This is a genomic window from Pectinatus haikarae (assembly GCF_050916305.1).
GTDB lineage: Bacteria > Bacillota > Negativicutes > Selenomonadales > Selenomonadaceae > Pectinatus > Pectinatus haikarae.
The window spans coordinates 683,219-708,695 of the sequence record NZ_CP116940.1; the positions used below are offsets into that span (position 1 = coordinate 683,219).

The window sequence follows — 25,477 nt, forward strand, 5'->3', positions numbered from 1 at the left end:
ATAATTATATGCAGGTTTATAAACCACAAAAAGTTCTTATTTTAGCGCATATTCAACTAAAGATAAGAACTTTTTTTATTATTCAGATCGTCCGTCATGCACGTACATATAGCACAGCAATGTTTCTCTATTTGATTTTACCGCATTAATTGAAACCGTAATAAATATACTTTTATCAGTGCGCGTTGTAAAGGCTTCTGTCAATATCACCGTCCGTTTTTCCTCATATGCATGCAAAATAGCCTTTTTCAGCATGTCCAGATTTTGTTCATCCAAAAGATTTTTCATATTTCCACCGGTAAGCGCCATAAAAGCCTTTTTCCTGTATCCTGTCAGCTTGTTGAAATTTCTGCTTACCTGCCTGGCCCACAGTTCATCATCGCAAAGCTCAAATATACCAAATGCCGCAGGTATATTGTCAAATATTTTCTGTATCTCTGCATAAATGCTGCCTTGATGTGAAACCTCTTCCAGCGCCATATAAATGATATGATAATCATTTTCTTTAACAATACAGCTGATATGTGTCAGCAGATGCAGCAGACTTCCATCTGAAGTATATCTTCTTATATGACAATGTGTCACATCGTTTTCTGCACAGGTTTTGCCGATACTCTCCAGCAATTCCATACGATCATCCTCATACACATAATCGAGAACATTGTCCTGGAGCGCATAAAAACTCTTAATACTATGCTTGAATATATAGAAATAACTGTCATTTGCCCGCAAAAGCCGTAGATTGCCCTTCGTAAATTCATAAATCCCTATCCCGCATGTTATACTATTGAAAAGCAGATTAAATTTGGCATTCGGGTCGAAGAAATCTTCTATCTGCAAAGGCAGCGTACAGGGACAAAGCTCCGCCGCCGACGGCAGATATTCCATTTGATCGATGAGTTTTTCGTAATCTTTAACGGGAATAGGCCGGGAATAATAATATCCCTGCACCCAGCTGCAGCCTATGGATTGCAGAAATTCTGATTGCTGCAGGGTTTCCACCCCTTCTATAATAATGGGCAGTTCCAAACATTTCGCCATATATACCACAGCATTCAGTATTCTGCCACTGCGGTTATTTTGGCTGGTATTCTGCAAAAACTTCAAATCCACTTTCAAAACATTTACATTTACATCTTTAAGCATATTCAATGAAGAATAACCGCTGCCAAAATCATCCATAAGAATAATAAAACCCATTTTTTGCAATTTTTGAGTAATATCAACGATTTGTTCAGGATTATTAAAATAGGCACTTTCCGTTAATTCAAGTTCTAGGAGCCGTGCCGGAATATTATATTTTTTGATAAGCTCATCCAAAAAGCCTACCAATTCATCACTATATAAATCAACCCTTGATATATTTACTGATATAGGATGGATCGGCCTGCCTTCATCCAGCCATCTGCGCAGCAGTTTACAGACCTCTTCCCATATATATTTATCAAGGCTGAAAATAAAACCATTTTCTTCAAAAATGGGTATAAATCTGTTTGGTTCAATAAATCCCTTTTGCGGATGAAGCCAACGTACAAGAGCCTCCGCGCCAATTATTCTACTTGTACTCAATTCATATTTAGGCTGTAAATAAAACAAAAACTCGCGATTTGTCAATGCCTTATTCATATCATTGATAAACCCTTGTTCATCTATCAATCGCTGATGCATTGTTTCATCATATTCACCGCAAGTCATAAAATAACGGCCTTTTACTTTTTTCAATGCGAGATTGGCCTTGTCACACATTGCGCTTACATTTATACTTCTATTGCTCACGGCATAAACACCAAAGCATAATATAACTTTATAATTGTGTCTAAATGCTGCGGCCATTTTGTTGAGTATATCCATAAAACGCTGTCTGTTGTCATTCTCTGCCGGATAGCATAAAACAAATTTATCCGCATACAGCCGGCCATAAACCAGAGGTGTTACGGCAGTACTGCGGAGACATTCGGCGATCTGCCTGAGCAGCTGATTTCCGATTTCCTCCCCAAAGATTTCATTTATGACCTTAAACCGTTCTATATCCACACACATCATTTCAAACGATATACCGCTGTTTTCTGCTATAACCATACGTGTCTTTTTATAAAAGGTTTCCTTATTATAAATGCCTGTCAATTCATCATACAACAGTGAAGATAAAAAGTGCTCATTGATTTTCTTTAGCGGACCAATGTCTATAATTACACTGTTAAGGACAAAGCTGCTTTCCTCCATTGTCATACAGCAGCCTGATTCTATTACGGAAACCGGTCTGCCATTTCTATTTTTTAATCGATATCTCAGCTGGTATGTATTATCCTTTTGCAGCTGCCGCCGCTGCTCACGCCGTATATCCTCAATATTTTCCGCATAAATCAATTCGTCCATATAATTAAGTTTATCAGAACTGCTGTACCCTAAAATGCTGCCAAAATCATCATTATAGTAGCGTATCTCATTTCTGCCGCCAATAGTATAGATAATATGCCCGTTTCTGACACAGTCATTGGCAGCCGCCTCCCCACCGGCAGGCATATACATGCTGTCTGCCGTTTTATGCATATTATTAAAATATCTGTTGACACTGTCATTCTCTTCTGCAATATGAATGCCCTTTATCGCAGGACACGATCTTCTTATATTGTAGATAAATAGGATATAGTAATATTTTAAAATCTGACTGCCGTTCAAATGCAAAATAAGCTCACTTCTGATGGTAATGCTTTCTTCATCGGCGTTATCTTCGTAAAAATGCTCATCAATTATTCTGCAAGGATTCACATAGGCATATTCATTTTTTAAAAATTCGGAAAAGGCATTTTCGCCAATAATATATTTGGCGCAGTGACAGCTGAAACCGACAACGGGTTCCTCCAATAGTGCCAATATACCCTCTATTCTGCCAAAGCCATAAAATTCATTTATAAGTTTTTCTGTCAAAACAAGCAGCTGATCTGATTCCATAAAATACCTCCACCTTCTAATTTTCGTTTTGTTAACTTAAATGAAAATTGAGGCACCGAACCTTTCAATGGTACAATGTTTCTGCTAGAAAACACACCAATCGAAAGGACGATGCCTCATGCAGAAAATTATACCGATTGTATGCCCTAAATGCAACAATAATCACCATTTCCATAAGTTTGGCAAAGATAAATTCGGTAATCAAAAATATCGCTGCCTTGCTTGTAAACATCAATTTGCACCAGATGCTCTCCCCAGTGTCAGAGGTAAAAAGTATCCTCCTTGCCCTATGTGTGGAAAATCGTCTTTCTTGCATCACGATTATCGTGATTATTCTAACTTTCGTTGCTCTGATAAAAAATGTAATCATTCATTTTTTCAACCAAAATCAACTGCTACTTTGCCACCTTCTGTTTCTAAACTTTTTGGTAAATCCAATTTATCACGCATGCGTCATCCAGTTCATTTAATCATCACTGTTTTAACTCTTTTTTTCATAGGCAAAAGCTCTACTCGTAACATTTCTCTCATGCTTTATCAGCTCTACAGCATCAAGCTTTCTCATGTTAGTGTTGCTGAGTGGTGCAAAAAATTCGCTCCGCTTTTTGATAATATTTCTTTAAAGCTCATACCTTCTATGAATTTCAATTCTGATGAATGGCATGCTGACGAAACAGTGGTTAAAATTGCTGGAAAGAAATACTACATCTGGTTCATCATCGATAGTGAAACCCGCTTTGTTCTTGGTTTTCATCTTTCACCACATCGTTCTTCTCCTCAGGCACATGCTTTATTTCAGCATGTTTCCCCTTTAGGTAATCCCAATGCCATTGTTAGCGATCGCTATAGTGCCTACAAGATTCCTACTAAGTGCTACTTTCCTCATGCTAAACACATTCGTGTCGAGAGCTTTAAGGACGATATTAGCAACAATCTTATCGAAGCTTTTAACAACCGTTTCAAGGCTTGGTATAAAACCAAACGTGGCTTTCATTCTTTTCACTCTGCTAATGCTACTATTTCTGTTTTTGTCTTCTTTTTCAACTTCATGCGCCCTCATACTGGTCTTAATCATTTAACTCCTGCTCAAGTTGCCGGAGCTAACTATAATCCCAATATGAAAAACTTGTTTTCTTTAGCAAGTTGATAAAATTTAGTGCTTTTCTACAGAAACATTAGCTATCTTTTCATTTTTACTTAACAAAGCCCTAATTTTAATATAGCAATATGCTACATGCAAACAGCCATATATATTTTAAAAAATGCTTTGATACTTCAAATGTCTGCCATCTATTACAATTTGCTGCAAAATGCCGCAGCCCTGCCCTGATCTTTTGGCACGATTTAATCAAACCGCTGTTTTATAAATACAGATTCACAAATTTACATATGAAAAAATTATATCTTGCAAAACACTGAATATTAAGCACTACTAAAATGTAAAATGCGGAATCAACAAATTTTACTTTAATACTTAAAATTTCATTCAGAGTATATAAATATACCTGTCCTCTATATTTATATACTCTGAATGAAATATAAGAAATATGTATTTATAAAAACGCGACAATTTTTCTCCTTCGTATTTTTATTATATAGTGCTAAAGGAAATACCTTCCTTGTTTGTTATTTTCTATCATTTGTTTTGAGAAAAATACATTTCAGTCATCGATTCATAATAGTCTCTCCTGAAAAGTATACAGAAAAATGATTTTTACATATTTTTAACATGTTATTGTCTACATAATGTATATTTATCATTTAAATAATAGCCTATATATAAGGGTTAGTCAATCGAAAGTATACATTTACTAGATTCAATTGTTTTTCCATAATACGTAGATTAAACTTTTTGATGTAGGGAGGGATTTTATGCTAAAATGCCTATTTACATCAAGGCTTAGAGAGATTCGTGAGAGTAAAGGTTTAACACAAAAAGAAGCTGCTCGAAAACTTCATATAGGCTACACGAAATATAACCATTATGAAACCGGAAGAAATGAACCGGACATAGACACCATAATCCTGCTCGCACGATTTTATCATGTCAGCACAGATTATCTGATGGGCAATGATGATTTTTTAATAAACACTCATCATCTCTCATTGCTGAAGGAAACCCTCATTACCGAAATAATTTCTGCAGATGACGAGATAAATACAGAAATCGGGCATTATCTGGATTATTTAAAAACAAAACAAGAAATTGCCGGAAAAAAGAAATAATTATTTCATTTTACTGTTTTGAGCTGCCTGAAGGATATACAGTCAAAAATTTTTCTTCCTTCAAAATTTTTGTATTTAATCAATCCTCTGCTTTTTCAAAGCAATATATATTTTTTTAAAATCTCAGCTTTAAGTTTTCCAAGGATTTTTGTTTTTTTCATAGAAGTACTATAAAAGTAATTAAGAGTAATTCTCAAAACATTTTTTATTGACTTTTGATAATCTGTTTTCCAATAAAATTAACAGGAGGGATTCTCATGCAATATCGCATCGAAAAAGACTCTATCGGAGAAATAAAAGTTCCCTGTGACAAACTGTGGGGTGCACAGACACAAAGGAGCTATGAAAATTTTAAAATTGGTACAGAAAAAATACCTGTAGAGCTGGTCAGAGTTTTTTCCCGGCTGAAGAAGGCTGCCGCAAAAGTAAACATTGATCTGAAATTAATTGATCAGGCTCGTGCTGACGCCATCATGAAAGCCTGCGACGAAATAAATGAAGGAAAATTGGACGGCAACTTCCCGCTTGCTGTCTGGCAGACCGGAAGCGGCACACAATTCAATATGAATATGAACGAGGTTATCGCTCACCGTGCCGCCCAGATTCTGCACGAGGATGGTAAAGATATAAAAGTCCATCCAAACGACCATGTAAATCATTCTCAAAGCTCAAATGATATTTTTCCGACATCACTGCATGTGGTCACTGCGACTTTACTGAAGGAACAATTATTTCCTGCAATAGATGCTTTTATTACGGCACTCGACAAAAAAACTGAAGAATTCAAAGATATAATAAAAATAGGGCGTACACATTTGATGGATGCTACTCCGCTTACCCTCGGGCAGGAAATAAGCGGCTGGTCCGGTATGATGAAAAGAGACCGTGATATCTTGGCACAAGGACTGAAATATGTCCATTATTTGGCTATGGGCGGCACGGCAGTCGGTACAGGGATCAATACGCATCCTGAATTTGCAGTTCGTGTAGCTGCCGAAATAAGTAAGCTTACGGGTGAAAGTTTTGAAACAGCTCCCAATAAATTTCAGGCATTGTCCAGTAAATCTGAACTCGCCTGTGTGCATGGCCTGCTCAGAGCCCTGGCTACTGATCTTATGAAAATAGCCAATGACACCCGCTGGCTCGCCAGCGGCCCGCGCTGCGGCATCAGTGAAATAACCATTCCGGCAAACGAGCCCGGCAGCTCAATAATGCCTTCAAAGGTTAATCCTACTCAGGCAGAAGCGCTCACTATGGTTGCCGCCCAGGTAATGGGCAACGACACGACAATAGGCTTAGCTGCCAGTCAGGGCAATTTCCAGCTGAATGTATTCATGCCGGTGATAGCCTACAATATGGTGCAAAGCATACGCCTGCTGTCCGATGCCATAAATTCCTTTAACCATAAATGTGCAGCAGGCATACAGCCGAATCTGCCTCGCATTAAAGAACATCTGGAAAACTCCCTTATACTTGTCACAGGGCTCGTTCCTCTAATAGGCTATGACAAAGCCGCTGAAATCGGCAAAAAGGCGGCAAAACAAAATATAACACTTAAGGAAGCCGCTCTCAGCTCCGGCTATGTATCTGAAAAGGATTTTGATTTTTATATGAATCCTAAGCGTCTCATAAAACCGGAAGCTTAAATTCTTCCGCAGAATATCGTCGGATCCGCAGGGCTTTCATCCAGCCCTGCGGATTTTTGTTAATTAAGACTTATTTGCGTTATATTAATAGAAGTCTATATTAACAAAATGGATTCCTCACTATGAATTAAACAGCGCTGTGGTTATTACAGAAAATTTTCTCTTAAAAAATTGATAAGAATTTTTTCATCTGCATAAATCTGCCGCCCCTTTTTCGTCACTATTCCCGTGTCGAGATAAAGAGGCGTTTCCATAGACAGAGAAACTATTCCTTCTCCTGTTAAAACAGCATGTTTCATAAGAAAGGATGAAGCAATTTTCTGTTCTATAAGATTTCTGACGGTATGAAGATACGGCGAATAGTGCAGTATATTGGGTTTTATTCCCTGTCTGGCAAAAATCTGATTTACTAAATGGGTGATATTAAAAGTACTGTCGAGCAGAACCAGCGGTTCTCTTCCTATATCTTTTACCGATATGAAGCACCTGTTGTCCAAACCTGAACCTGGATAAGTACAAAAACAGCATTCTGCCCTTCCCAGTTTTTTGTAAGAAAAACCATCCGCAAACTCTTCTGTATAATTCATTATTGATAAGTCCAAACTTTCATCTTTGATCATATGCAGCGAATTTACCGGTCCTGTCTCAATTATCTCTACTATTATCTCCGGATGTTCTTTTTTAAAACACCCCAGCAGCAGCGGCATCATGCGTATGCCTATCTGCGGGGGAAGAGCAATGCGTATATGATTCCTCTTATGCGCCAGATCATTGATCTCATGTTTAAGATATTCCATTTCTTCCAGAATCGGTCGTATCCTTGTCAGGAGAAAATTTCCATCTTTTGATATAAAAATTTTTTTACCGTTCCTCCTGAAAAGATTGAGTCCGGTTTCTGCTTCCAAAGACTGCATTGCTACGCTTACGGTCGGCTGTGACACGTGCAGCCGCTCCGCTGCTTTTGTTATATTCTGCCATCGGCATACTTCATAAAAATATTGCATTTGAACTATATTCACTGCATATATTCCTCCCCTCATTTCATTTACATTATACATTTTTATATAGTTTTTAACTATATATTTATTCTATTATTGTATTTCCTTTTATCTAATATTGAGTTCATAATATTAATCATCAGAAAGCTCAAAGCGCCAATAATTATAAAGCTTTTATCATGCTATCGTGTTGTTGAATTTAAGGGGATAATATACATGCCGGATCAATACAATTCATTTATTTTGTGCAGACTGTTTAATTTTCTTCTCAAAAAGCTTGATGCATACGGTCAGAAAAAATCATTGCTTGCCAAAAAATGTTGTCGGCAGCGCTGCATCGCCCGCCAAAAATTCTCTTCGTATCCAGAATACGGTGATCTATCTTCATTTAATGCCAATTTTTTTATCCATCTTGAGTAAATTTATCCCGTGCCGTCCCCTTCCATGTCGATAAAAGGACCGCTGCTTTTCCAAACAAAAGCAGCGGTCCTTTTATTGCATTATTTCAATTGAAATAACGGCATATATTAAACTGTACAGCTATTACAAAAACCGTCTCTCATTACCAATTTTAGATTTTAAACCTGCGAATGGAATGTTCCAGTTTTTCTGCCATCTGAGCAAGATGTTCGCTTGCTGTCGCAACTTCTTCGATGGAAGATGATTGTTCCTGAGCGGATGCAGAAATTGTCTGCGTATGTTCCGAAGATCTTTGGCTTTCCTCATTGACACTTTTTGCTGATGTTACGACATCTTGTGTACTGCTCGTTATTTCTTCCACTGCTGCCGAAATTTCATGTATTTGTCCTGTCATATTACGCACCATGCTCAAAATTTGTCCAAAACTGTCACCGGCTCCGGATACGACCTTTGCTCCTACATCAACTTCTTTTTTACCGTCATTCATGTAAATGACGGCATTATCCGTTTTTGTCTGCACTTCACTGATGAGTTCAGTAATCTGCTTGGCTGCATCCTGAGACTGTTCGGCGAGTTTCCTTACTTCCTCTGCCACCACGGCAAAGCCCTTGCCTGCTTCTCCCGCTCTTGCCGCTTCTATTGCGGCATTAAGTGCGAGCAGGTTCGTCTGTCCTGAAATATTGGAAATAACATCCACGATCTGCCCTATCTGTTTGGACTTTTCTTCCAAATCCGCTATTACATCTGCAGTGGCATTGGTTTTGGTTTCTATGATCTCCATCTGACTTACAGCTTTTTTAATGGAATCTTCACCCTTGTTGGCGGCATTTGCTGTATCTTCCGCAGAATTTGCCACTGTTTCCGTATTTACGGCCACCTGTTCGATTGCTGTCGACATCTGTTCCACGACATTTGTCGTGTTATCAGCCGCGGCCAATTGTCTTTCCGATCCTTCGGCCACTTTGGAAACAGCGCTTGCGATCTGATCCGATGCCTGCGCCGATTCTTCAGCGTTGGCTGTCAATTCTTCAGAAGAGGCTGCTAGCTGTTCTGCGATATCAGTCAATTCTTTTACCAAAGAATGGATATTATTTTTCATTTTGTCTACCATTCTTGAAACAGTGCCAAATTCACTTTTATCATCCAGGCTTTTCTGGCTGATTGACTTAGAAAAGTCACCGCCTGCCAATATATCTATATACTTAGTAAAGTCATGCAGTCTGCCTGTTATCTGTTTTATGATCATCCAGCTAAAGCCTGCCATAAACAATATGGACAATAAAATTATTCCTACAAATATCATTCCCGCCGAAGCAGCTGTTTTTCTGCTTTCTGCGTTCATCATATCTGCCGATTTCTTTATTTCATCGGAAAAAGTGCCTAAATCTTTGACAAAACCTTCAGCCATTGGTTTTCCCTGCGTCATATAAAGATTGAATGCTTCCTGATTTTTATTCTGCACTGCCAGATCCAATATTTTACTTCTGACCTCCCGATAAGCGGCCAGCTGATCCATCAATTTCTGATATTTTACCTTTTCAGCATCACCTAAAGGTATTTTCTTGAATTCTTCCGAGTCTTTATTAAATAATTCCACGCGCGTTCTTATATCATCGATAAATACCTTTTGTTCACTGTCCTGCTGCGCCACCATCAAAGCAAATACATCCGAATCAATCTTGTTGTTCTGAGCCCGGGTATCATTTATGAACTGCACAGCTGTGAGTTTTTCACTATACATTTTTTCCATGTCATCACTAATACTCTGCAAACAGTAATAACCGATCCCCCCAACAAGAATCAGCACAACCACAGACCCCACACCCAGCAGGCTTATTTTGACGCCGACTTTCAAATCATTTAACCATCGCACTAGAAAATCTCCCCTTTAATTATAAATTACAATAAATTATTTAAAAAATTTTTGAATTATACTTTCAATAATTTCTCCCAGCTTTCCTTGTCACGAATTGCCACAATAAATATGGTATCCTCCTTCCATTGAAAATCAGAGAATAAAATGCGTCCTCCTGCAATATTGTGATTTTTAAATGAAAATTCAATTGCCTCTTTTGACAACTGCTTTATAGCATCTTTAAAAAATATTCTTGATTCCAAGGAAACCTGCTGATATCTATGCCAAAAAGGAGAGGTAACACCGCTTATTATAATTGCCACAAAAATTTTATCAAGGCTCACAACCGTGACCCATTCCGGTCCGCGTAAATTCTGCTCCCGATAATATCTGGATATATCTGCAGCCATAGAATCGTCACCGCTGCCCTGTCCTTTTGTAAGATGCTTAAATATATTATCATCATATACCGTGAGCGAGATGCTGTATGATAGCGTTTGCTGCATACAGGGATTAAACAGATGATAATAGCGGATGTGGGATGAATAATCTTTTTCTTTTTTTGGCAAAACATATTTTTTCATAAAATTCAGGATCAGCGGATAGTATTTTTTAAAATTATTGTGTTCATCTCCATAACCCAGTAAAACCTTCTCCCACTTTGAAAAATACTCCACATAAACAATGAGTTCTACCTGCCTTCCCACTGTTATATACTTTATCTGTGTCAGTTCAGGGAACTGATAATACTCATATATATTATGCCTCAGTGTTTTTTGGTAATCCAGTATTGATTGAATAGATTGCAGATAAAGATTTTTTTTTAACCACAAATATTTCTCCTTTGATATCATTATTTTCATGAAAGTCCCGATCAAGAAAAGATTATCTCCTGTCACTCTTCTTTAATTGATCAGAGATCCTCCAAATTAACCATACTATTATTGCTTTTTATAAAAATATTTCAGAAAAAAAAACACCTATATCAAAAAAAGATATAGGTGTCTATATAGCCCAAGCAAAAAACAGCCCACTATTCGACTTTCCAAAATCCATCTACAACATTGCTTATTCGTTTCATCATATGCAAGATTATGTATATAAGCGCAATCTGCCTTCCAACAGACTAACATCTGCAAAAGCCCAGACCGTCACTTTACTGAAAACCGTCAATATACGGCATATTGTAACATAAAGACATATAATTTTCAAGTTTGCCATAAATATTTATTTAATATTCAGGATATAAATTCTCCCTGAAATGGACCTTAATTTTTTTGCACGTAATTACGATATATATTATGTATGATTAGCAATATTTTCATACAGTATGTTATTATATAGGAAGAAGGCAGGCTGCCGCCTTCTGTTCCATACGACAGCCTGTATACACACCAGCCGCACGGATGCGGATTTTCTGCTCTATATAGCAGCTTTGTCCTAATGCCACCATATCAAACAGCTGTGAAAATAGAGATGCACGCATATTTATAACAACTATTTTTATTGAAAGGAGAATGGCAATGAGCAGTATAAGCTCTCTGGACAGTCTGTCCGCTCTTTTGAATTCGTATACCACGCAAAAAGCATCATCATCCACTGCCTCAGCCTCATCGACCGCAGGTACTTCAGGCACCTCCTCAGCCGGCGGAAATGAAAGCACTCAGGATGACGAAACCGTAACTACTACGGAAAAATTAGCTGATGGTTCTATGCTCATAATAGTAACTCAGGGTGACAAGGTCATTTCTGAAACTAAAGTAAGTATCCAGAATTCAACGGCAAACAGCAAAAACAACAGTTCAGCCCCGACCAATCAGCTTGACAGATTCAACGATTCCTCTGCCAGCAGCAGTGCTTTAACAGGCAGTCTTTTTAGTTCCAGCATCTGATTGAAAAACAGGCATCTGCAATTTTCACATGCAGATGTCTGTTTTTTATCATATTCATATTTTGAACAAACTTTTCGTAAACAATTCTATTTTTTCTTTCATCTACATAATATGCCAGATAATTTACCATAGAAAGAAAATACAAATATATATTGATAAAATATATATTTATGTCATATACTAATATACAGGGATATAGCCTGCATAAAAATCCCCTCGAAAAATAATACATATATCGCTATATCCGCACAGAAGAAATATTGAATAAAGCATGCCGTTCGGGTTATGCTGTTTTCCCGGATATCTTTTATATCAGTATTTCCGCTAAATTTACGACAGCAAAATGTATTTTATATAGCTGATTAAAAAGGAGAGATATCATGAGTAATATTGATATGAAATGTGTAAACGCCATCCGTGTATTGTCTGCAGATGCCGTTCAAAAAGCTAATTCTGGTCATCCTGGTCTTCCGCTGGGGTCTGCTGCTATGGCTTATGAACTCTGGGCAAAACATATGAATCACAATGCTAAAAATCCAAAATGGTCCAACCGTGACCGTTTTATTCTCTCAGGGGGGCATGGCTCCGCACTTTTATACTCACTTTTACATCTGTTTTCTTATGGTTTGACTATTGAAGATTTGAAAAATTTCCGTCAGGATAATTCCCTTACACCGGGCCACCCTGAATACGGACATACAACCGGCGTTGAAGCCACTACCGGTCCGCTGGGAGCAGGTATGTCAATGGCAGTCGGCATGACTATGGCAGAAGCTCATTTAGCTGCCACATTCAATAAACCGAAATTTCCTATAGTCGATCATTATACATTTGCCCTCGGCGGCGACGGCTGCATGATGGAAGGCATTTCTTCCGAAGCCTTTTCCCTTGCGGGCACGCTCGGTCTTGACAAGCTTATAATTTTATATGACAGCAACAAAATTTCCATTGAAGGCAGCACGGATATCGCTTTCACGGAAAATGTACAAAAACGCATGGAAGCTTTCGGTTTCCAGATCATCACCGTCGAAGACGGCAACGATCTGGCTGCTATAGGCGCCGCCATAGAAGCCGCCAAGGCAGATAAAGAACACCCGTCCTTCATTACCGTCAAAACACAAATCGGCTACGGCTGTCCTGCCAAACAAGGCAAAGCCAGTGCGCATGGCGAACCATTGGGTGAAGACAATGTAAAGGCTTTAAAAGAAAATCTGGGCTGGCCTTCTCAGGAAGCTTTTTCTGTCCCTGATGATGTTTATGAACATTATCGTGAATTATCTGCAAAAGGTGAAACTGCTGAGGAAAAATGGCAGAAACTTTTCAATGAATACACAGAAAATTTCCCTCAGGAAAAGCTTTTATGGGACAAATTTCATAAAGATGCTGACAGCGATGCTCTTCTTCATGATGAAGCTTTTTGGGCATATGAAAATAAGCCGCAGGCAACCAGAAACCTTTCCGGTATAATGATTAACCGCATTAAAGAAATCCTGCCGCAGCTCATCGGCGGCAGCGCGGATCTGGCGCCTTCCAATAAAACACATATGAATGGTGAAGCCAGCTTCAGCAAGGCAGATTACAGCGGCCGCAATCTCCATTTCGGCGTAAGAGAACTTGCCATGGCAGGTATAGAGAATGGTCTTGCTCTGCATGGTGGTCTGCGTCCATACGTAGGCACATTTTTTGTCTTCAGTGACTACATGAAACCGATGATGCGTCTGGCTGCCTTAATGAAACTGCCGACAACCTATGTTCTCACACACGACAGTATCGGCGTGGGCGAAGACGGTCCCACACATGAGCCGGTGGAACAGCTTGCTATGCTCAGAGCCATGCCCAATATCAATATATTCCGCCCAGCCGACGCCACGGAAACCGCTGCCGGCTGGTATCTTGCCATCACCAGTAAATCAACGCCTACGGCACTCGTTCTGACTCGCCAAAATCTGCCGCAGCTTGCCGGCAGCAGCAAAGATGCTCTCAAAGGTGCTTACGTTGTTGCCCCGTCCACTAAAGAAGTGCCGGACGGGATCTTTATCGCCAGCGGATCAGAAGTTTCTCTGGCTGTGGAGGCTCAGGAAATGCTGGCAGCCGAAAATATTGATGTACGTGTTGTAAGCATGCCATGTATGGATCTTTTTGAACAGCAAAGCGATGAATATAAAGAAAGTATCCTGCCCAAAAATATTTGTGCGCGTGTGGCTGTCGAAGCCGCTGTCGATTTTGGCTGGGGACGTTATACAGGACTCAGCGGCACCACTGTTACTATGAAGGGTTTCGGTGCTTCTGCACCGGCAAATAAATTATTTGTCAAATTCGGTTTTACAAAGGAAAATGTAGCCGCTGCCATGAAAAAAGTATTAAAAAATCACTGATCATTTTCAAGGGTATGATATAACCATCATACCCTTGAATTTCAACCGAAAGCAGCACCGTGCATTATGAATGCACGGTGCTGCTTTTTATGGGTTGCTGCACACTTTTACCGACAATTCAATCTGCCTTTACATTTCACAGCAATGCATGTATTATAAGCTAAGTTGAATTTCCGCAAAAGGAGCTGCTTTGATATCATGATCAGCTATATCACCGTCATTACGCTTTATGCCCTGTTTCTCATCAGTATAGGCGCTTTTATGTCACGGCGGGTAAAAACTGCCGATGATTTTTTCGTCGGTGGACGAAAGCTCGGACCGCTGCTCCTGTTTATAACCTTAATTGCCCCCAATATTGGAGCCGGCTCCACTGTCGGCGTCGCCGGACTCAGCTTCAAGGCAGGGCTTTCTGCCGTATGGTGGATCACCGCTTCTGCTGTCGGGACCTTCATATTGGCTTTTATAATAGGTCCGCACATATGGTCTTTGGCTAAAAAACATAATTTTTACACCTTGGGCGATTACTTTGAATACAGATACAATAAAAATTTCCGCGGTCTTATCTCATCTTTTATGCTTATCGGCACGGTCGCTATTTTTGCGGGACAGCTCATGGGCATAGCCTGGATACTTTCCGTTATTGCTGATATAGATAAAAACAGCGGCATCCTAATAGGCGCTGTTGTAATAGTTCTTTATTTTTGCACAGGCGGTCTGCTCTCGGCAGCGTATGTAAATATTGTAGAAGTGTGCGTCAAGCTGCTGGGTTTTTTTATTGCTGTTCCCTTCGTACTGAATTTTGCGGGAGGTCTGGATGGTCTGTATGCAAAAGCTGCCGCCCATCTTGGCAATTCATCTGCTGCAACAGCTGACTATTTTAGTCTGGGCGGATTGGGAAGCAATACCATAATCGGTTTTTTTCTGATGCTTACCCCTTCATTCTTTTTGTCACCCGCACTGATAGGAAAAATATACGCGGCAAAAGATAAGAAAACTGTTTATTTAAGCACTTTTTTTTGCGGACTGGCAATGCTTGCTTTTGCTATCGTCCCCGTATTTCTTGGCATGGCTGCCTATGCGCTGTTCCCTGACCTGCCGCAGAGCGACTTGGCACTGCCTTATATAATGAAGGAGTGTATGCCCTTCTGGGCATCGGCCGTCGCTCTTGCTGCTATCTTCTCGGCAGAAATCAGCGCCGCAGATGCCGTACTATATATGATCACCGGATCTTTCAGCAAGGATTTATATAAATCCTTCATAAATCCCTCTGCCACAGATAAAAAACTTTTGCAGATGAGCCGCCTCGCCGCGGCGGCAGCAGGCCTGATCGGTATTTTTCTTGCCGGTATACTGCCCAATGTCATTTCTGCGCTGTCCATATTCTACTCTTTGATGTCAGTATCTCTCACTGCACCGCTGCTTTTTGGTCTGTTCTGCAAAAAAGCTTCTACTGCTGCCGCCTTCTTCTCCGCCGGCAGTGGTGTATTGATGACTATTGTCCTGCAATTCTACAACAGCGGAAAAGGATTCGGCATATTCAATGCCCAGTCTGCTTCGATCATTTTCAGTATACTCATTATGCTGCTTTTTATAAAATTTTTCCCAAAAAAGCAATTATAAAATGCACCATAATATTTATTTTTTTACTACATGCTTATTATTCAATATGCTATGTTTGTAACCATAAGATAAATATATTGCAAAACCAATTACACACCATACTATAAAACGTATCCATGTTTCAACCGGTAAATTATACATAAGATAACCGCAGGAAAGCACTGCTAAAGGACCGACAAGCCATACAGCGGGACATTTGAATGTTCTTGGCAGATCCGGTCTTCTTACACGCAGAACCATCACACCTGCAGCCGCAACAAAGAACGCAGATAATGTTCCTATGTTGGCCATTTCGGCAATCACTCCTATAGGCGCAAAACCTGCTATTGCGGAAACTACCACACAGCCTGCACCCGTAACGAGATAAGGGGTTTTATAGCGCGGGTGGATCTTGCATATGCCCGCCGGGATCATACCGTCTCTGCTCATGGCAAAAAAGATGCGTGCCTGCCCGTAAAGCAAGACCAGCAGTACGGTCGTGATACCGCATATAGCTCCGACACCTACCAGAGCAGACCCCATATTATAACCTATATAGCGCAGGGCATATGCTACAGGTTCCGGATTATTGAGTGACGAATAGGGAACCACACCTGTGAGGACCGCTGCAACGACCACATACAATATAGTGCACAATACCAAAGAGCCTATCATCCCTATAGGCAGATCACGGGCGGGATTTTTACATTCTTCCGCCGTGGTGGCGACCGCATCAAATCCAATATATGCAAAAAAAACTATAGCTGCGCCGCCCGCTACACCAGAAAAACCGAACGGCATAAAGGGCTGCCAATTAGTAACATCCACCTGTGGTCCCGCAAGAAACAAAAAAATAAATACGGCAATAAGCTTTATGCCCACCAAAATACGATTCAGCGTGGTGCTTTCCTTCGTTCCTCTGATTAAAAAGAAAGACAATAGCAACGTTATCAGTATAGCCGGTATATTTATAATACCGCCGTCTGCCGGAACATGCGTAAATGCAAAAGGCAGCTGAACACCGGCAGAATTGAAAAGCCCCGTGACATAGCCGGACCAGCCTGCCGCCACAGCACTTGAGGTGACAGTATATTCAAGCACAAGATTCCAGCCTACAATGAAAGCTATCAATTCACCGAGTGCCGCATAAGAATATGTGTATGCGCTGCCCGATGCCGGCACAATAGAAGCAAATTCGGCATAAGCGAGCCCTGCCATTCCGCAGGCAAATCCCGAAATAATAAAAGATAACACAACAGCAGGACCCGCATATTTTGCCGCAGCGACCCCGGTCAAAACAAAAATGCCCGTTCCTATGACCCCGCCTATCCCCAGCAAAACGAGATCCACCGCCGTAAGATTTTTAGCCATTCCCGACGCGAGAGCCTGTGCTCTCATTTGTTCAATGTCTTTTGTACGAAAAAATTTCATGGTACGTTCTCCTTATCTATTTCTGCGATTATATGTATAATTCCGCCTGTTATCTGCAAATAATGCAGCTCTTATTGTCGGAGAAAGTCTGCCTTCTGCGCAAAAGCTAAGGCCAGCGCCTAAAAGCGCTGGCCGATATAGCAGCTGAACGCACGCCTTACTTTACTCGGTGCCTATGCGCCCGCAGCTTTACAAATGTTTTAATGATAAAGTCAATTTGTATTATAGTTTATTTCTATAGAGTATGCAATATTAAAAAAATCTCTCTGTAATGACTTTTATGAAGTCCGCTTTTTTTGATATTTACATATATTTCAACGGTAAAAATATTATTCTCTGCTTGACAATAAAAGCTGTATCGGGTATCATAAGTTCCATAAGTTTTCACAAAGGAATACGGCAAAAGCGCTTTGAACAGACCTCTGTCACAGGTCTCTTCGGAGCGCTTTTTTTCTTTTTTTGTGGATGCTGGCTGTATTTATAATAAGGGCAATGATGCCCGCAAACAGGCTTATTATCCCTGTTTGCGGGTTTTTTTATGTCAAAAAGGAGAATGGTTTATGGAAATTAGCACAAAAGCAGCACTGCATGAAAAGAATGCAGAAACAGAAAATCTGTCCCGCGTTTTAAAACCTATCCATTTATGGGCTCTGGCAGTCGGTCTGGTTATTTCCGGCAATTACTTCGGCTGGAGCTACGGATTTGCGGAAGGCGGCGTAATGGGCCTTGCATTGGCACTCATTCCAGTAACAATTTTTTATGTAACATTCATATTGTCCTATTCTGAACTTGCCACGGCAATTCCTCATGCCGGAGGTCCCTCGGCATATGCACGCCGGGCACTCGGTAAATTTGGGGGATATTTGAACGGCATCAGCTGTCTTATAGAATTTGTCTTCGCTCCTCCGGCCATCGCGCTTGCAGTCGGCGGATATGTCCACTCCATTATTCCGGGTATCAACGTAATGGCCGCCACAGTGGTTGCTTTCTTATTTTTTATCTTCATCAATTATCTGGGAATGAAAGTTTCGGCAACTTTCGAGCTTACAGTGACTATTATCGCTCTTGTCGGCCTGGTCATTTATTGGATACTCGCTTTGCCGTATTTTGATCTTTCCCGTGTTATGGCTCAACCGTATTTTCCTAACGGAGCTCAAGGCGTAATGGCTGCCGTACCTTTTGCCATTTGGTTTTACCTGGCTATAGAAGGCGGCGCTATGAGCGCGGAAGAAATGGTTGACCCGCAGCATGATATCTCCAAAGGATTCTTAACAGGAATGGCAACGCTTCTTGTAATGGCCTTTCTTACTCTATTCATCACCGCAGGCATTACCGATACCAAACTGGTCGATAACGTCGATTTTCCTTTGCCGTTAGCTTTAAGTGCCGTTTTCGGTGAGGGTTCCTGGCCTGTTATTCTCATGAGCTGCATCGGTCTTTTTGGTCTTGTTGCCTCTCTGCATGGCATTATAATCGGCTATTCACGCCAGACTTATGCAATGGCCCGCACCGGTTATCTGCCAAAGTTTCTGGCAAAGCTTGACGATAAGCATCACACTCCCGTATGGGCACTTATTCTTCCCGGCATCGTCTGCCTGATTACAGCGCTTACCGGTCTTACAAATGTAGTTATTACAATAGCGGCCTTCGGTTCCGTTGTCATGTATATCATAAGTCTTGTCAGCCTGTTCGTGCTTCGTTCCAAAGAACCGGATCTAAAGCGTCCCTTTAGGGTTTCCTATCCAGTCATTCCCGTTATAAGCATGCTCATGGCAATTTTTTGCCTGATCAGTCTCTTTGTAGCTTCAAGTGATGTGATTCCCTATGTACTTGGTGTCTACGCAGTAGCGATCCTTTATTATTTCGTCTGGGGCAACAAACATATTCGTCCTTTTGAAGAAGAATTCGGTGTATTGGATGAGCTGGACAAATAATTTTCAGGGACTGCAGTCATCTGCAGTCCTTTTGGAATTTTAACTGAAGGTGACAATTCATGCAGGAATCATTGCTGAGCGTTGGCATAGATCTCGGAACAACAACAACACAGATCATTTTCAGCCGCATCTATCTGGAAGACAAAGCTGTCACAGCCGTACCGGAAGTAAAAATCAGCAGAAAAGAAATAATTTATAAAAGCACCGTTTATTTCACACCTGTCCTATCCGATAACAGGATAGACCTGCCCGCACTAAAAAATCTTGTCGAAAAAGAATATTTAAAAGCGGGGATCAAAAAAAATGATTTGCAAACGGGTGCTGTTATTATCACCGGAGAAACTGCCCGCAAAGAAAATGCCTCGGCTGTTCTTCAATCTTTGTCTGATTTTGCCGGTGATTTTGTTGTTGCGACCGCCGGCCCTGATCTTGAATCTCTGTTGGCGGGCCTTGGTGCCGGAGCGGGAGAAAAATCAAAAAATCACGGTGAAGCCGTACTCAATTTTGATATCGGCGGCGGTACCACAAACGCGGCTCTTTTTATCGACGGAGAAGCCTCATCTACGTTCGCGCTGGATATCGGCGGGCGGCTGCTCCGCCTACAAAAAGACGGCACAATAAATTATGTATCAGCAAAAATCAAGGACCTGCTGGTAGAACTTGGTCTGGAAGATAAAATACGCCCCGGGGAAAAAGCGGATTTTGGTGATCTTCATCTTTTAACCAGAACATTTGCCAAAATACTATACAGGATCATCAGACAGCTGACGCTGACACCTGCAGCAAAAAAGCTTTTTATCGGTCATGAATGCGGTCCGTTTGGACTGCCGCTGGCAATGATCTCCGGCGGAGTGGCCGAATATGTATACAGGGATTTTACGCCGCGCAATATAGAAGATGTTGCATTATTCGGCGATATAGGCCCTCTTTTGGGTTCGTCCGTCCGGGATTATTTTTCCGCTCACGGCATGCAGCTGCAGAAACCCAAGGAAAAAATCAGAGCTACCGTTATCGGAGCCGGCACTCATTCACTTTGCCTGAGCGGCAGCACCATATCGGCGGACGAATCGGTCCTGCCCATAAAAAATCTGCCCGTCATGCAGCTTTCCCTGGAACAATCAACAGCCGATATAGAAAAAAGCGGGAAAATATTGCAGCAGAAGCTCCGGCTTTTCCCTGATGATCTGCCGGCATTAGCCCTTGCCGGGACGGTAGCTCCTTCATATTCAGACGTAAAAACTTTAGCGCGAATGATAGCGGAAAATATACCTGTACAGTTAAATCAGCCTCTTGTCATTCTTCTGGAGGCCGATTTTGCAAAAGCACTGGGCCTTACACTCAAACGCTATCTTGCCGATACGCAGATAATATGTCTTGACCGCATCAAAGCGCACGACGGTGATTATATAGATATTGGCCGCAGTATTGGCAGTGCGGTGCCGGTAGTTGTGAAAACTCTAATTTTCACGGCATAGTTTAAATACACAGATATAAAGGTGAAAAAATGAAATTAAAAACACGTTTATTTGACCAGACATATTCCTTTCGTGATGTAAAGGATGTATTGGCAAAAGCAAATGAAGAAAAGTCCGGTGATATTTTAGCCGGAGTTGCCGCCCAAAGCACGGTAGAACGAGTTGCGGCAAAAGCTGTGCTGGCCGATATGACACTTGAAGACCTGCGCAACAATCCTGTCGTCCCCTATGAAACTGACGATGTAACAAGAGCCGATCAGGATGCCGTTGACGAAAAAGCTTTCGCGAAAATAAAAAGCCTTACGGCAGGCTCCTTCCGGGAATTTTTACTTTCAGCGGCACCTGAAGAAATAGCTGCTGTGCGCGGCGGTCTGACATCAGAAATAGTAGCTGCAGCAGCCAAGCTTATGAGCAATATGGATCTTGTCACGGCAGCCCATAAATTGCCCGTAACCGCTACCTGCAATACAACGATAGGACTGCCCGGCACCTTATCCTCCCGGCTGCAGCCCAATCATGCCACGGACGATATAAACGGAATCATGGCTTCTGTCATGGAGGGTGTCAGTTACGGCGTCGGTGATGCCGTTATAGGCCTCAATCCGGCCGTTGATTCCATAGAAAGCGTTTCGTCAATATTAAAAAATTTTAAATTCTTTATGGACCATTGGCAGCTGCCCACGCAAAACTGCGTTCTTGCCCATGTAACAACGCAAATGAAGGTCCTGGAACAAACGGATGCGCCGATGGATCTGATGTTCCAAAGCCTGGCTGGTTCAGAACTTGCCAGCAGAGCCTTCGGTATAGATGTAAGCCTGATGGATGAAGCTTATGCCATGATGAAAGAAAAGAAAAGTTCCCGCGGCAAAAATTTTATGTATTTCGAAACCGGGCAAGGTTCCGAATTGTCTTCAGACGGCAATCACGGTGCCGATCAATTGACAATGGAAGCACGCTGCTATGCCTTTGCCAAGCGGTACCATCCTTTTTTGGTAAATACTGTGGTGGGCTTCATCGGTCCAGAATATTTATACGACGGCAGACAAATGATCAGAGCCGGCCTTGAAGATCATTTCATGGGCAAACTCACCGGCATCCCCATGGGTGTCGATGTCTGTTACACGAATCATATGAAAGCAGATCAAAATGATTTGGAAAACCTTGCCATGATGCTGACACTTGCGGACTGCAACTACATTATGGGAATTCCTGCGGGTGATGACGTCATGCTCATGTATCAGACAACAAGCTATCATGACGTAGCCGCACTGCGCGACTTGAGCAGTAAAACACCGATAGCTGCCTTTGCGGCGCGCATGCAGAAGCTTGGTATTATGCAAAACGGACAGCTCACTGCCCAAGCCGGCGATCCTTCAATGTTTCAGGGATGGGAGAAATAAAATGGATGATATGGTAAAAGATATTTCAACACAGGAAATCAAAGATACCGTCTTGATAGATACACCGCAAAATCCGGCTTTCTGCCGGCAGCTGAAGAAAACTACCAATGCCCGTATCTGCATCGGCAGGGCAGGCAGCCGCTTTAAAACGGAAACACTGCTTAAATTCCGCGCCGATCACGCTATTGCCATGGATGCCGTATGGTCTGATGTAGACGAAGGACTTATTGACCGTCTGGGTTTTTTCAAAGTACAGACACAGGTCAATAATAAAGAAGAATATATCCGCCGTCCTGATCTGGGAAGGATTTTTTCTAAGGAAACAACAGAACAGATAAAGGCAAACTGCATCATGTCACCTGATGTACAGCTCATAGTCGCCGACGGTTTAAGCGGATATGCCATTGATGCCAATCTTGAAGATATTTTTGGTATTCTGACAGACGGTCTGACCGCAAAAGGATACAAAGTCGGCACGCCGATTTTTGTAAAATACAGCAGAGTCGCCACAATGGACAAAATCAGTGAAGCCTTAAATGCAAAGGTCACCATCCAGCTTATAGGCGAACGTCCGGGATTGGCCACCGGTGAAAGTATGAGCTGCTACATGGCATATGAATCAAGCTCAAAAAAACCGGAATCCCAAAGAACAGTGGTATCAAATATATACCGCAAAGGCATTCCTCCGGTTGAAGCAGGTGCTCAAATAATACACCTCACAGATGTACTCATGCGTGAGAAAAAAAGCGGCACAGAATTGAAACTTTGATACAGGAGGAGAACTAATCATGAACAGCAGCACAGAAGCAAAGAAAAAATTAGCTGAAATGGCAATACCGTCCGGCAGTCTCGGTCTGCTCGGCAGGCAGGCGGTAAAACTTTTTACTGCCTGGCAGTCTACGCCTGAACAGCTCCGTCCTCTGCATCTGATCTTTGCAGCCGACAATGGTATCATTGAAGAAGGCGTGGTAAGACAGTCACAGGATATCACTTATCGGCAGGCGCAGAACATGGCAGCGGGCAAAGCGGTGATAAGTGTTTTTTGTCAGACAAATAACATTCCCTACCAAGTAATAGACGTAGGCATAAATAATGATTTATCTGTAGGAATCAACAGAAAAACTGCCAAAGGAACCAAAAATTTTCTGAAAGAGCCTGCCATGACACGAGAAGAATATCAGCAGGCCTTTGCTTCCGGACAGGAAATGGTCAGCCGGGCAAAAGACTGCAATCTCATTTCCCTCGGTGAAATGGGCATCGGCAACACCACGACATCATCTGCCGTTCTTCATGGCTTGACTCAGATAGCCCCGGAATTTATCGTCGGCTGCGGAGCAAATGCTCAATATCCTGAAGTTATCAAAAGAAAACGGGAAGTCGTGGCAGCAGCCGGAAATATTTACGGCAGGCTTTTCACTGATCCGGCAGAAATAATCCGCTGTGTGGGCGGTTTTGATATTGCGGCTATGTGTGGCGCAATGCTCGCCTGTAAACAGAAAAACATACCTTTCGTTCTGGACGGATTTATCACAGCGGCAGCTTTTGCTTGTGCAGTACGCATGGACCCGAGTATTTCTGACTACGGATTTGCCTCACACATGTCAAGAGAGCCGGGTATGGCTTATGCTTTACATCTGGGCGGTATAGAAGAAGCAGAGGTTCCCATCAGAGCGGATCTTGCCCTCGGTGAAGGCAGCGGTGCCGTTTTGGCAGTAACTATGCTGCGTTCTGTGATCGCAGCTATCTGCCAGGTCCCCAAAATGTCCGAATTGACTGAGCCGCAGGACCTTTCCCATATCTCCAGGGAGGCATGACCTCCATCTTCGCTGCATAATCTTCATTTATCTTATCATCTTATCCAGAAATACAGAGAACATATATGGACTGTCATTATTTTCTATAGTGGCAGTCCATTTTTCTATTGACATGGAGTAAACTTCAAGTGCTAAAATAAATCAGTAGTGTTCATACTAATATATTATTGGAATATTGCTCTATTTCATCGGAATGCTGATCAAACGAATTGTCCGCTGCAAAAAGTATCCATGCTCTCCAATTCTTTTATCAGCTATTCTTCACAGCCATAATAAATGGCAATCAGACAATATAAGCGGAGGAATGATTATGAATACAAAAAAACTTGGGTTTGGCTTTATGCGCCTGCCTTTGAAAGATCAAAACGAACCGGCCAGCTTCGATATGCCGCAAATAGAAAAAATGGTCGATATTTTTCTGTCCAAGGGTTTTACTTATTTTGACACCGCATGGATGTATCATGCCTTTCAAAGTGAGACAGCACTCCGTGAAGCTCTCGTCAAGCGCCACCCGCGCAGCAGTTTCACGCTGGCTACAAAACTGCCGACAATGATGCTGAAATCACCTGATGATCAGAAGCGTATCTTTGATGAGCAGCTGCAAAAGTGCGGTGTTGATTATTTTGATTATTATCTGCTGCACAATCTTGGTGTTGAAAATTATAAAACAGCTCAGAATTTTAATAGTTTTGATTTTATATCCGAAAAGAAAAGCAGCGGCAAAGTAAAAAATATAGGCTTTTCCTTCCATGACAGAGCTGTCCTTCTGGATGAAATTCTGACAGCTCATCCCGAGGTTGATTTTGTGCAGCTGCAAATAAATTATCTTGACTGGGAAAATGAAAGTATACAGTCACGGAAATGCTATGAAACAGCCAGAAAACACAATAAACCTATTGTCGTCATGGAACCTGTAAAAGGCGGTATGCTGGCAAATATTCCGGAAAAAGCAGCAGCTTTATTTAAAGAATATCAGCCTGATATGTCTGCGCCCTCCTGGGCCGTCCGTTACGCCGCAAGCCAGGAAGGCGTTATGATGGTGCTTTCAGGTATGTCCAGTCTGGCTCAGCTGACAGATAATACAAACTATATGCAGGATTTTCAACCATTATCCAAGGAAGAATATACCATAATAGACAAGGCAGTCAGTATCATAAATGAATCCATAGCCATCCCCTGTACAGCCTGCCAGTATTGTGTAAAGGGATGTCCTAAAAACATTGCCATACCAAATTATTTTTCTTTGTACAATACAAAAAAACAACACTCCATGATGCCTCAGAAACCGGCAATGAGTATTGAAAATGTTTATTATAATAATTATGCAAAAACTTTTGGCAAGGCTTCCGACTGCATCAACTGCGGACAATGTGAAAAAATGTGCCCGCAGCATATTCAAATAATTGACTGGCTCAAAGAAGTCACTGATTTATTTGAAACACCGCAGACTGTCTGACAAT

General features: G+C 41.5%; 18 protein-coding genes. 13 read left to right on the forward strand and 5 right to left on the reverse strand.

The features are described 5' to 3' along the window. Positions 1 to 78 precede the first annotated feature (78 nt). A complete protein-coding gene (locus NXG61_RS03370) occupies positions 79 to 2,952 on the reverse strand; it encodes a sensor domain-containing phosphodiesterase (RefSeq protein ID WP_307224090.1) in 2,874 nt (957 codons plus the stop codon). A gap of 118 nt (positions 2,953 to 3,070) precedes the next feature. On the opposite strand from NXG61_RS03370, the gene NXG61_RS03375 reads away from it, so the two are divergent. From NXG61_RS03375 to fumC, 3 genes are all read left to right on the forward strand, one after another. Continuing rightward, complete coding sequence (locus tag NXG61_RS03375; RefSeq protein ID WP_307225425.1) at positions 3,071 to 4,099, forward strand: IS6 family transposase; 1,029 nt, start codon at positions 3,071 to 3,073, stop codon at positions 4,097 to 4,099. 725 nt (positions 4,100 to 4,824) lie between these two features. Then, on the forward strand, positions 4,825 to 5,178 hold the full coding sequence (locus tag NXG61_RS03380; protein ID WP_196604213.1) for a helix-turn-helix domain-containing protein: 354 nt from the start codon (positions 4,825 to 4,827) through the stop codon (positions 5,176 to 5,178). A 257-nt stretch (positions 5,179 to 5,435) separates the two neighbouring features. Further along, a complete protein-coding gene (gene fumC / locus NXG61_RS03385; RefSeq protein WP_307223434.1) occupies positions 5,436 to 6,824 on the forward strand; it encodes a class II fumarate hydratase in 1,389 nt (462 codons plus the stop codon). 146 nt (positions 6,825 to 6,970) lie between these two features. On the opposite strand, the gene NXG61_RS03390 is transcribed toward fumC, so the two are convergent. Then, positions 6,971 to 7,843, reverse strand: coding sequence for a LysR family transcriptional regulator (locus tag NXG61_RS03390; protein ID WP_307223432.1), 873 nt, complete (start codon positions 7,841 to 7,843; stop codon positions 6,971 to 6,973). A 195-nt stretch (positions 7,844 to 8,038) separates the two neighbouring features. Between NXG61_RS03390 and NXG61_RS03395 the strand changes: the two genes are divergently transcribed. Beyond that, complete coding sequence (locus NXG61_RS03395) at positions 8,039 to 8,242, forward strand: hypothetical protein (protein ID WP_196604210.1); 204 nt, start codon at positions 8,039 to 8,041, stop codon at positions 8,240 to 8,242. A 151-nt stretch (positions 8,243 to 8,393) separates the two neighbouring features. Here the strand turns inward: NXG61_RS03395 and NXG61_RS03400 are convergent, their stop codons facing one another. Both NXG61_RS03400 and NXG61_RS03405 read right to left on the reverse strand, forming a co-directional pair. Further along, positions 8,394 to 10,115: a methyl-accepting chemotaxis protein gene (locus NXG61_RS03400; RefSeq protein WP_196604209.1), complete on the reverse strand. Its 1,722-nt coding sequence runs from the start codon at positions 10,113 to 10,115 to the stop codon at positions 8,394 to 8,396. Positions 10,116 to 10,171: 56 nt separating this feature from the next. Then, positions 10,172 to 10,930, reverse strand: coding sequence for a hypothetical protein (locus tag NXG61_RS03405; protein WP_196604208.1), 759 nt, complete (start codon positions 10,928 to 10,930; stop codon positions 10,172 to 10,174). 690 nt (positions 10,931 to 11,620) lie between these two features. On the opposite strand from NXG61_RS03405, the gene NXG61_RS03410 reads away from it, so the two are divergent. The 3 genes from NXG61_RS03410 (at position 11,621) to NXG61_RS03420 (ending at position 15,984) form a co-directional block, all read left to right on the forward strand. After that, positions 11,621 to 11,989 (forward strand): hypothetical protein, encoded by a 369-nt coding sequence (locus NXG61_RS03410; protein WP_196604206.1) that lies wholly within the window; start codon positions 11,621 to 11,623, stop codon positions 11,987 to 11,989. Positions 11,990 to 12,369: 380 nt separating this feature from the next. Beyond that, positions 12,370 to 14,364: a transketolase gene (gene tkt, locus NXG61_RS03415; protein ID WP_307223428.1), complete on the forward strand. Its 1,995-nt coding sequence runs from the start codon at positions 12,370 to 12,372 to the stop codon at positions 14,362 to 14,364. A 198-nt stretch (positions 14,365 to 14,562) separates the two neighbouring features. Continuing rightward, positions 14,563 to 15,984 carry a sodium:solute symporter family protein gene (locus tag NXG61_RS03420; RefSeq protein ID WP_307223426.1) on the forward strand — a complete coding sequence of 474 codons (1,422 nt, stop codon included), beginning with the start codon at positions 14,563 to 14,565 and terminating at the stop codon, positions 15,982 to 15,984. Between the two features lie 15 nt (positions 15,985 to 15,999). Here the strand turns inward: NXG61_RS03420 and NXG61_RS03425 are convergent, their stop codons facing one another. Then, entirely contained in the window at positions 16,000 to 17,394 is a 1,395-nt protein-coding gene (locus NXG61_RS03425; protein ID WP_307223425.1) for an amino acid permease, read from the reverse strand. Positions 17,395 to 17,954: 560 nt separating this feature from the next. Here NXG61_RS03425 and eat point away from each other — a divergent pair. The 6 genes from eat (at position 17,955) to NXG61_RS03455 (ending at position 25,473) form a co-directional block, all read left to right on the forward strand. Then, positions 17,955 to 19,328: an ethanolamine permease gene (gene eat / locus NXG61_RS03430; protein WP_196604202.1), complete on the forward strand. Its 1,374-nt coding sequence runs from the start codon at positions 17,955 to 17,957 to the stop codon at positions 19,326 to 19,328. A 59-nt stretch (positions 19,329 to 19,387) separates the two neighbouring features. Continuing rightward, positions 19,388 to 20,803, forward strand: a complete 1,416-nt coding sequence (locus NXG61_RS03435; RefSeq protein WP_307223422.1) for an ethanolamine ammonia-lyase reactivating factor EutA — start codon at positions 19,388 to 19,390, stop codon at positions 20,801 to 20,803. A gap of 29 nt (positions 20,804 to 20,832) precedes the next feature. Beyond that, complete coding sequence (locus NXG61_RS03440; protein WP_307223420.1) at positions 20,833 to 22,203, forward strand: ethanolamine ammonia-lyase subunit EutB; 1,371 nt, start codon at positions 20,833 to 20,835, stop codon at positions 22,201 to 22,203. A gap of 1 nt (position 22,204) precedes the next feature. Further along, positions 22,205 to 22,972, forward strand: coding sequence for an ethanolamine ammonia-lyase subunit EutC (eutC, locus tag NXG61_RS03445; RefSeq protein ID WP_196604199.1), 768 nt, complete (start codon positions 22,205 to 22,207; stop codon positions 22,970 to 22,972). A gap of 19 nt (positions 22,973 to 22,991) precedes the next feature. Continuing rightward, complete coding sequence (locus NXG61_RS03450) at positions 22,992 to 24,017, forward strand: nicotinate-nucleotide--dimethylbenzimidazole phosphoribosyltransferase (protein ID WP_196604198.1); 1,026 nt, start codon at positions 22,992 to 22,994, stop codon at positions 24,015 to 24,017. A gap of 310 nt (positions 24,018 to 24,327) precedes the next feature. Next, positions 24,328 to 25,473 (forward strand): aldo/keto reductase, encoded by a 1,146-nt coding sequence (locus NXG61_RS03455; protein ID WP_307223415.1) that lies wholly within the window; start codon positions 24,328 to 24,330, stop codon positions 25,471 to 25,473. The last annotated feature ends 4 nt before the right edge of the window (positions 25,474 to 25,477 follow it).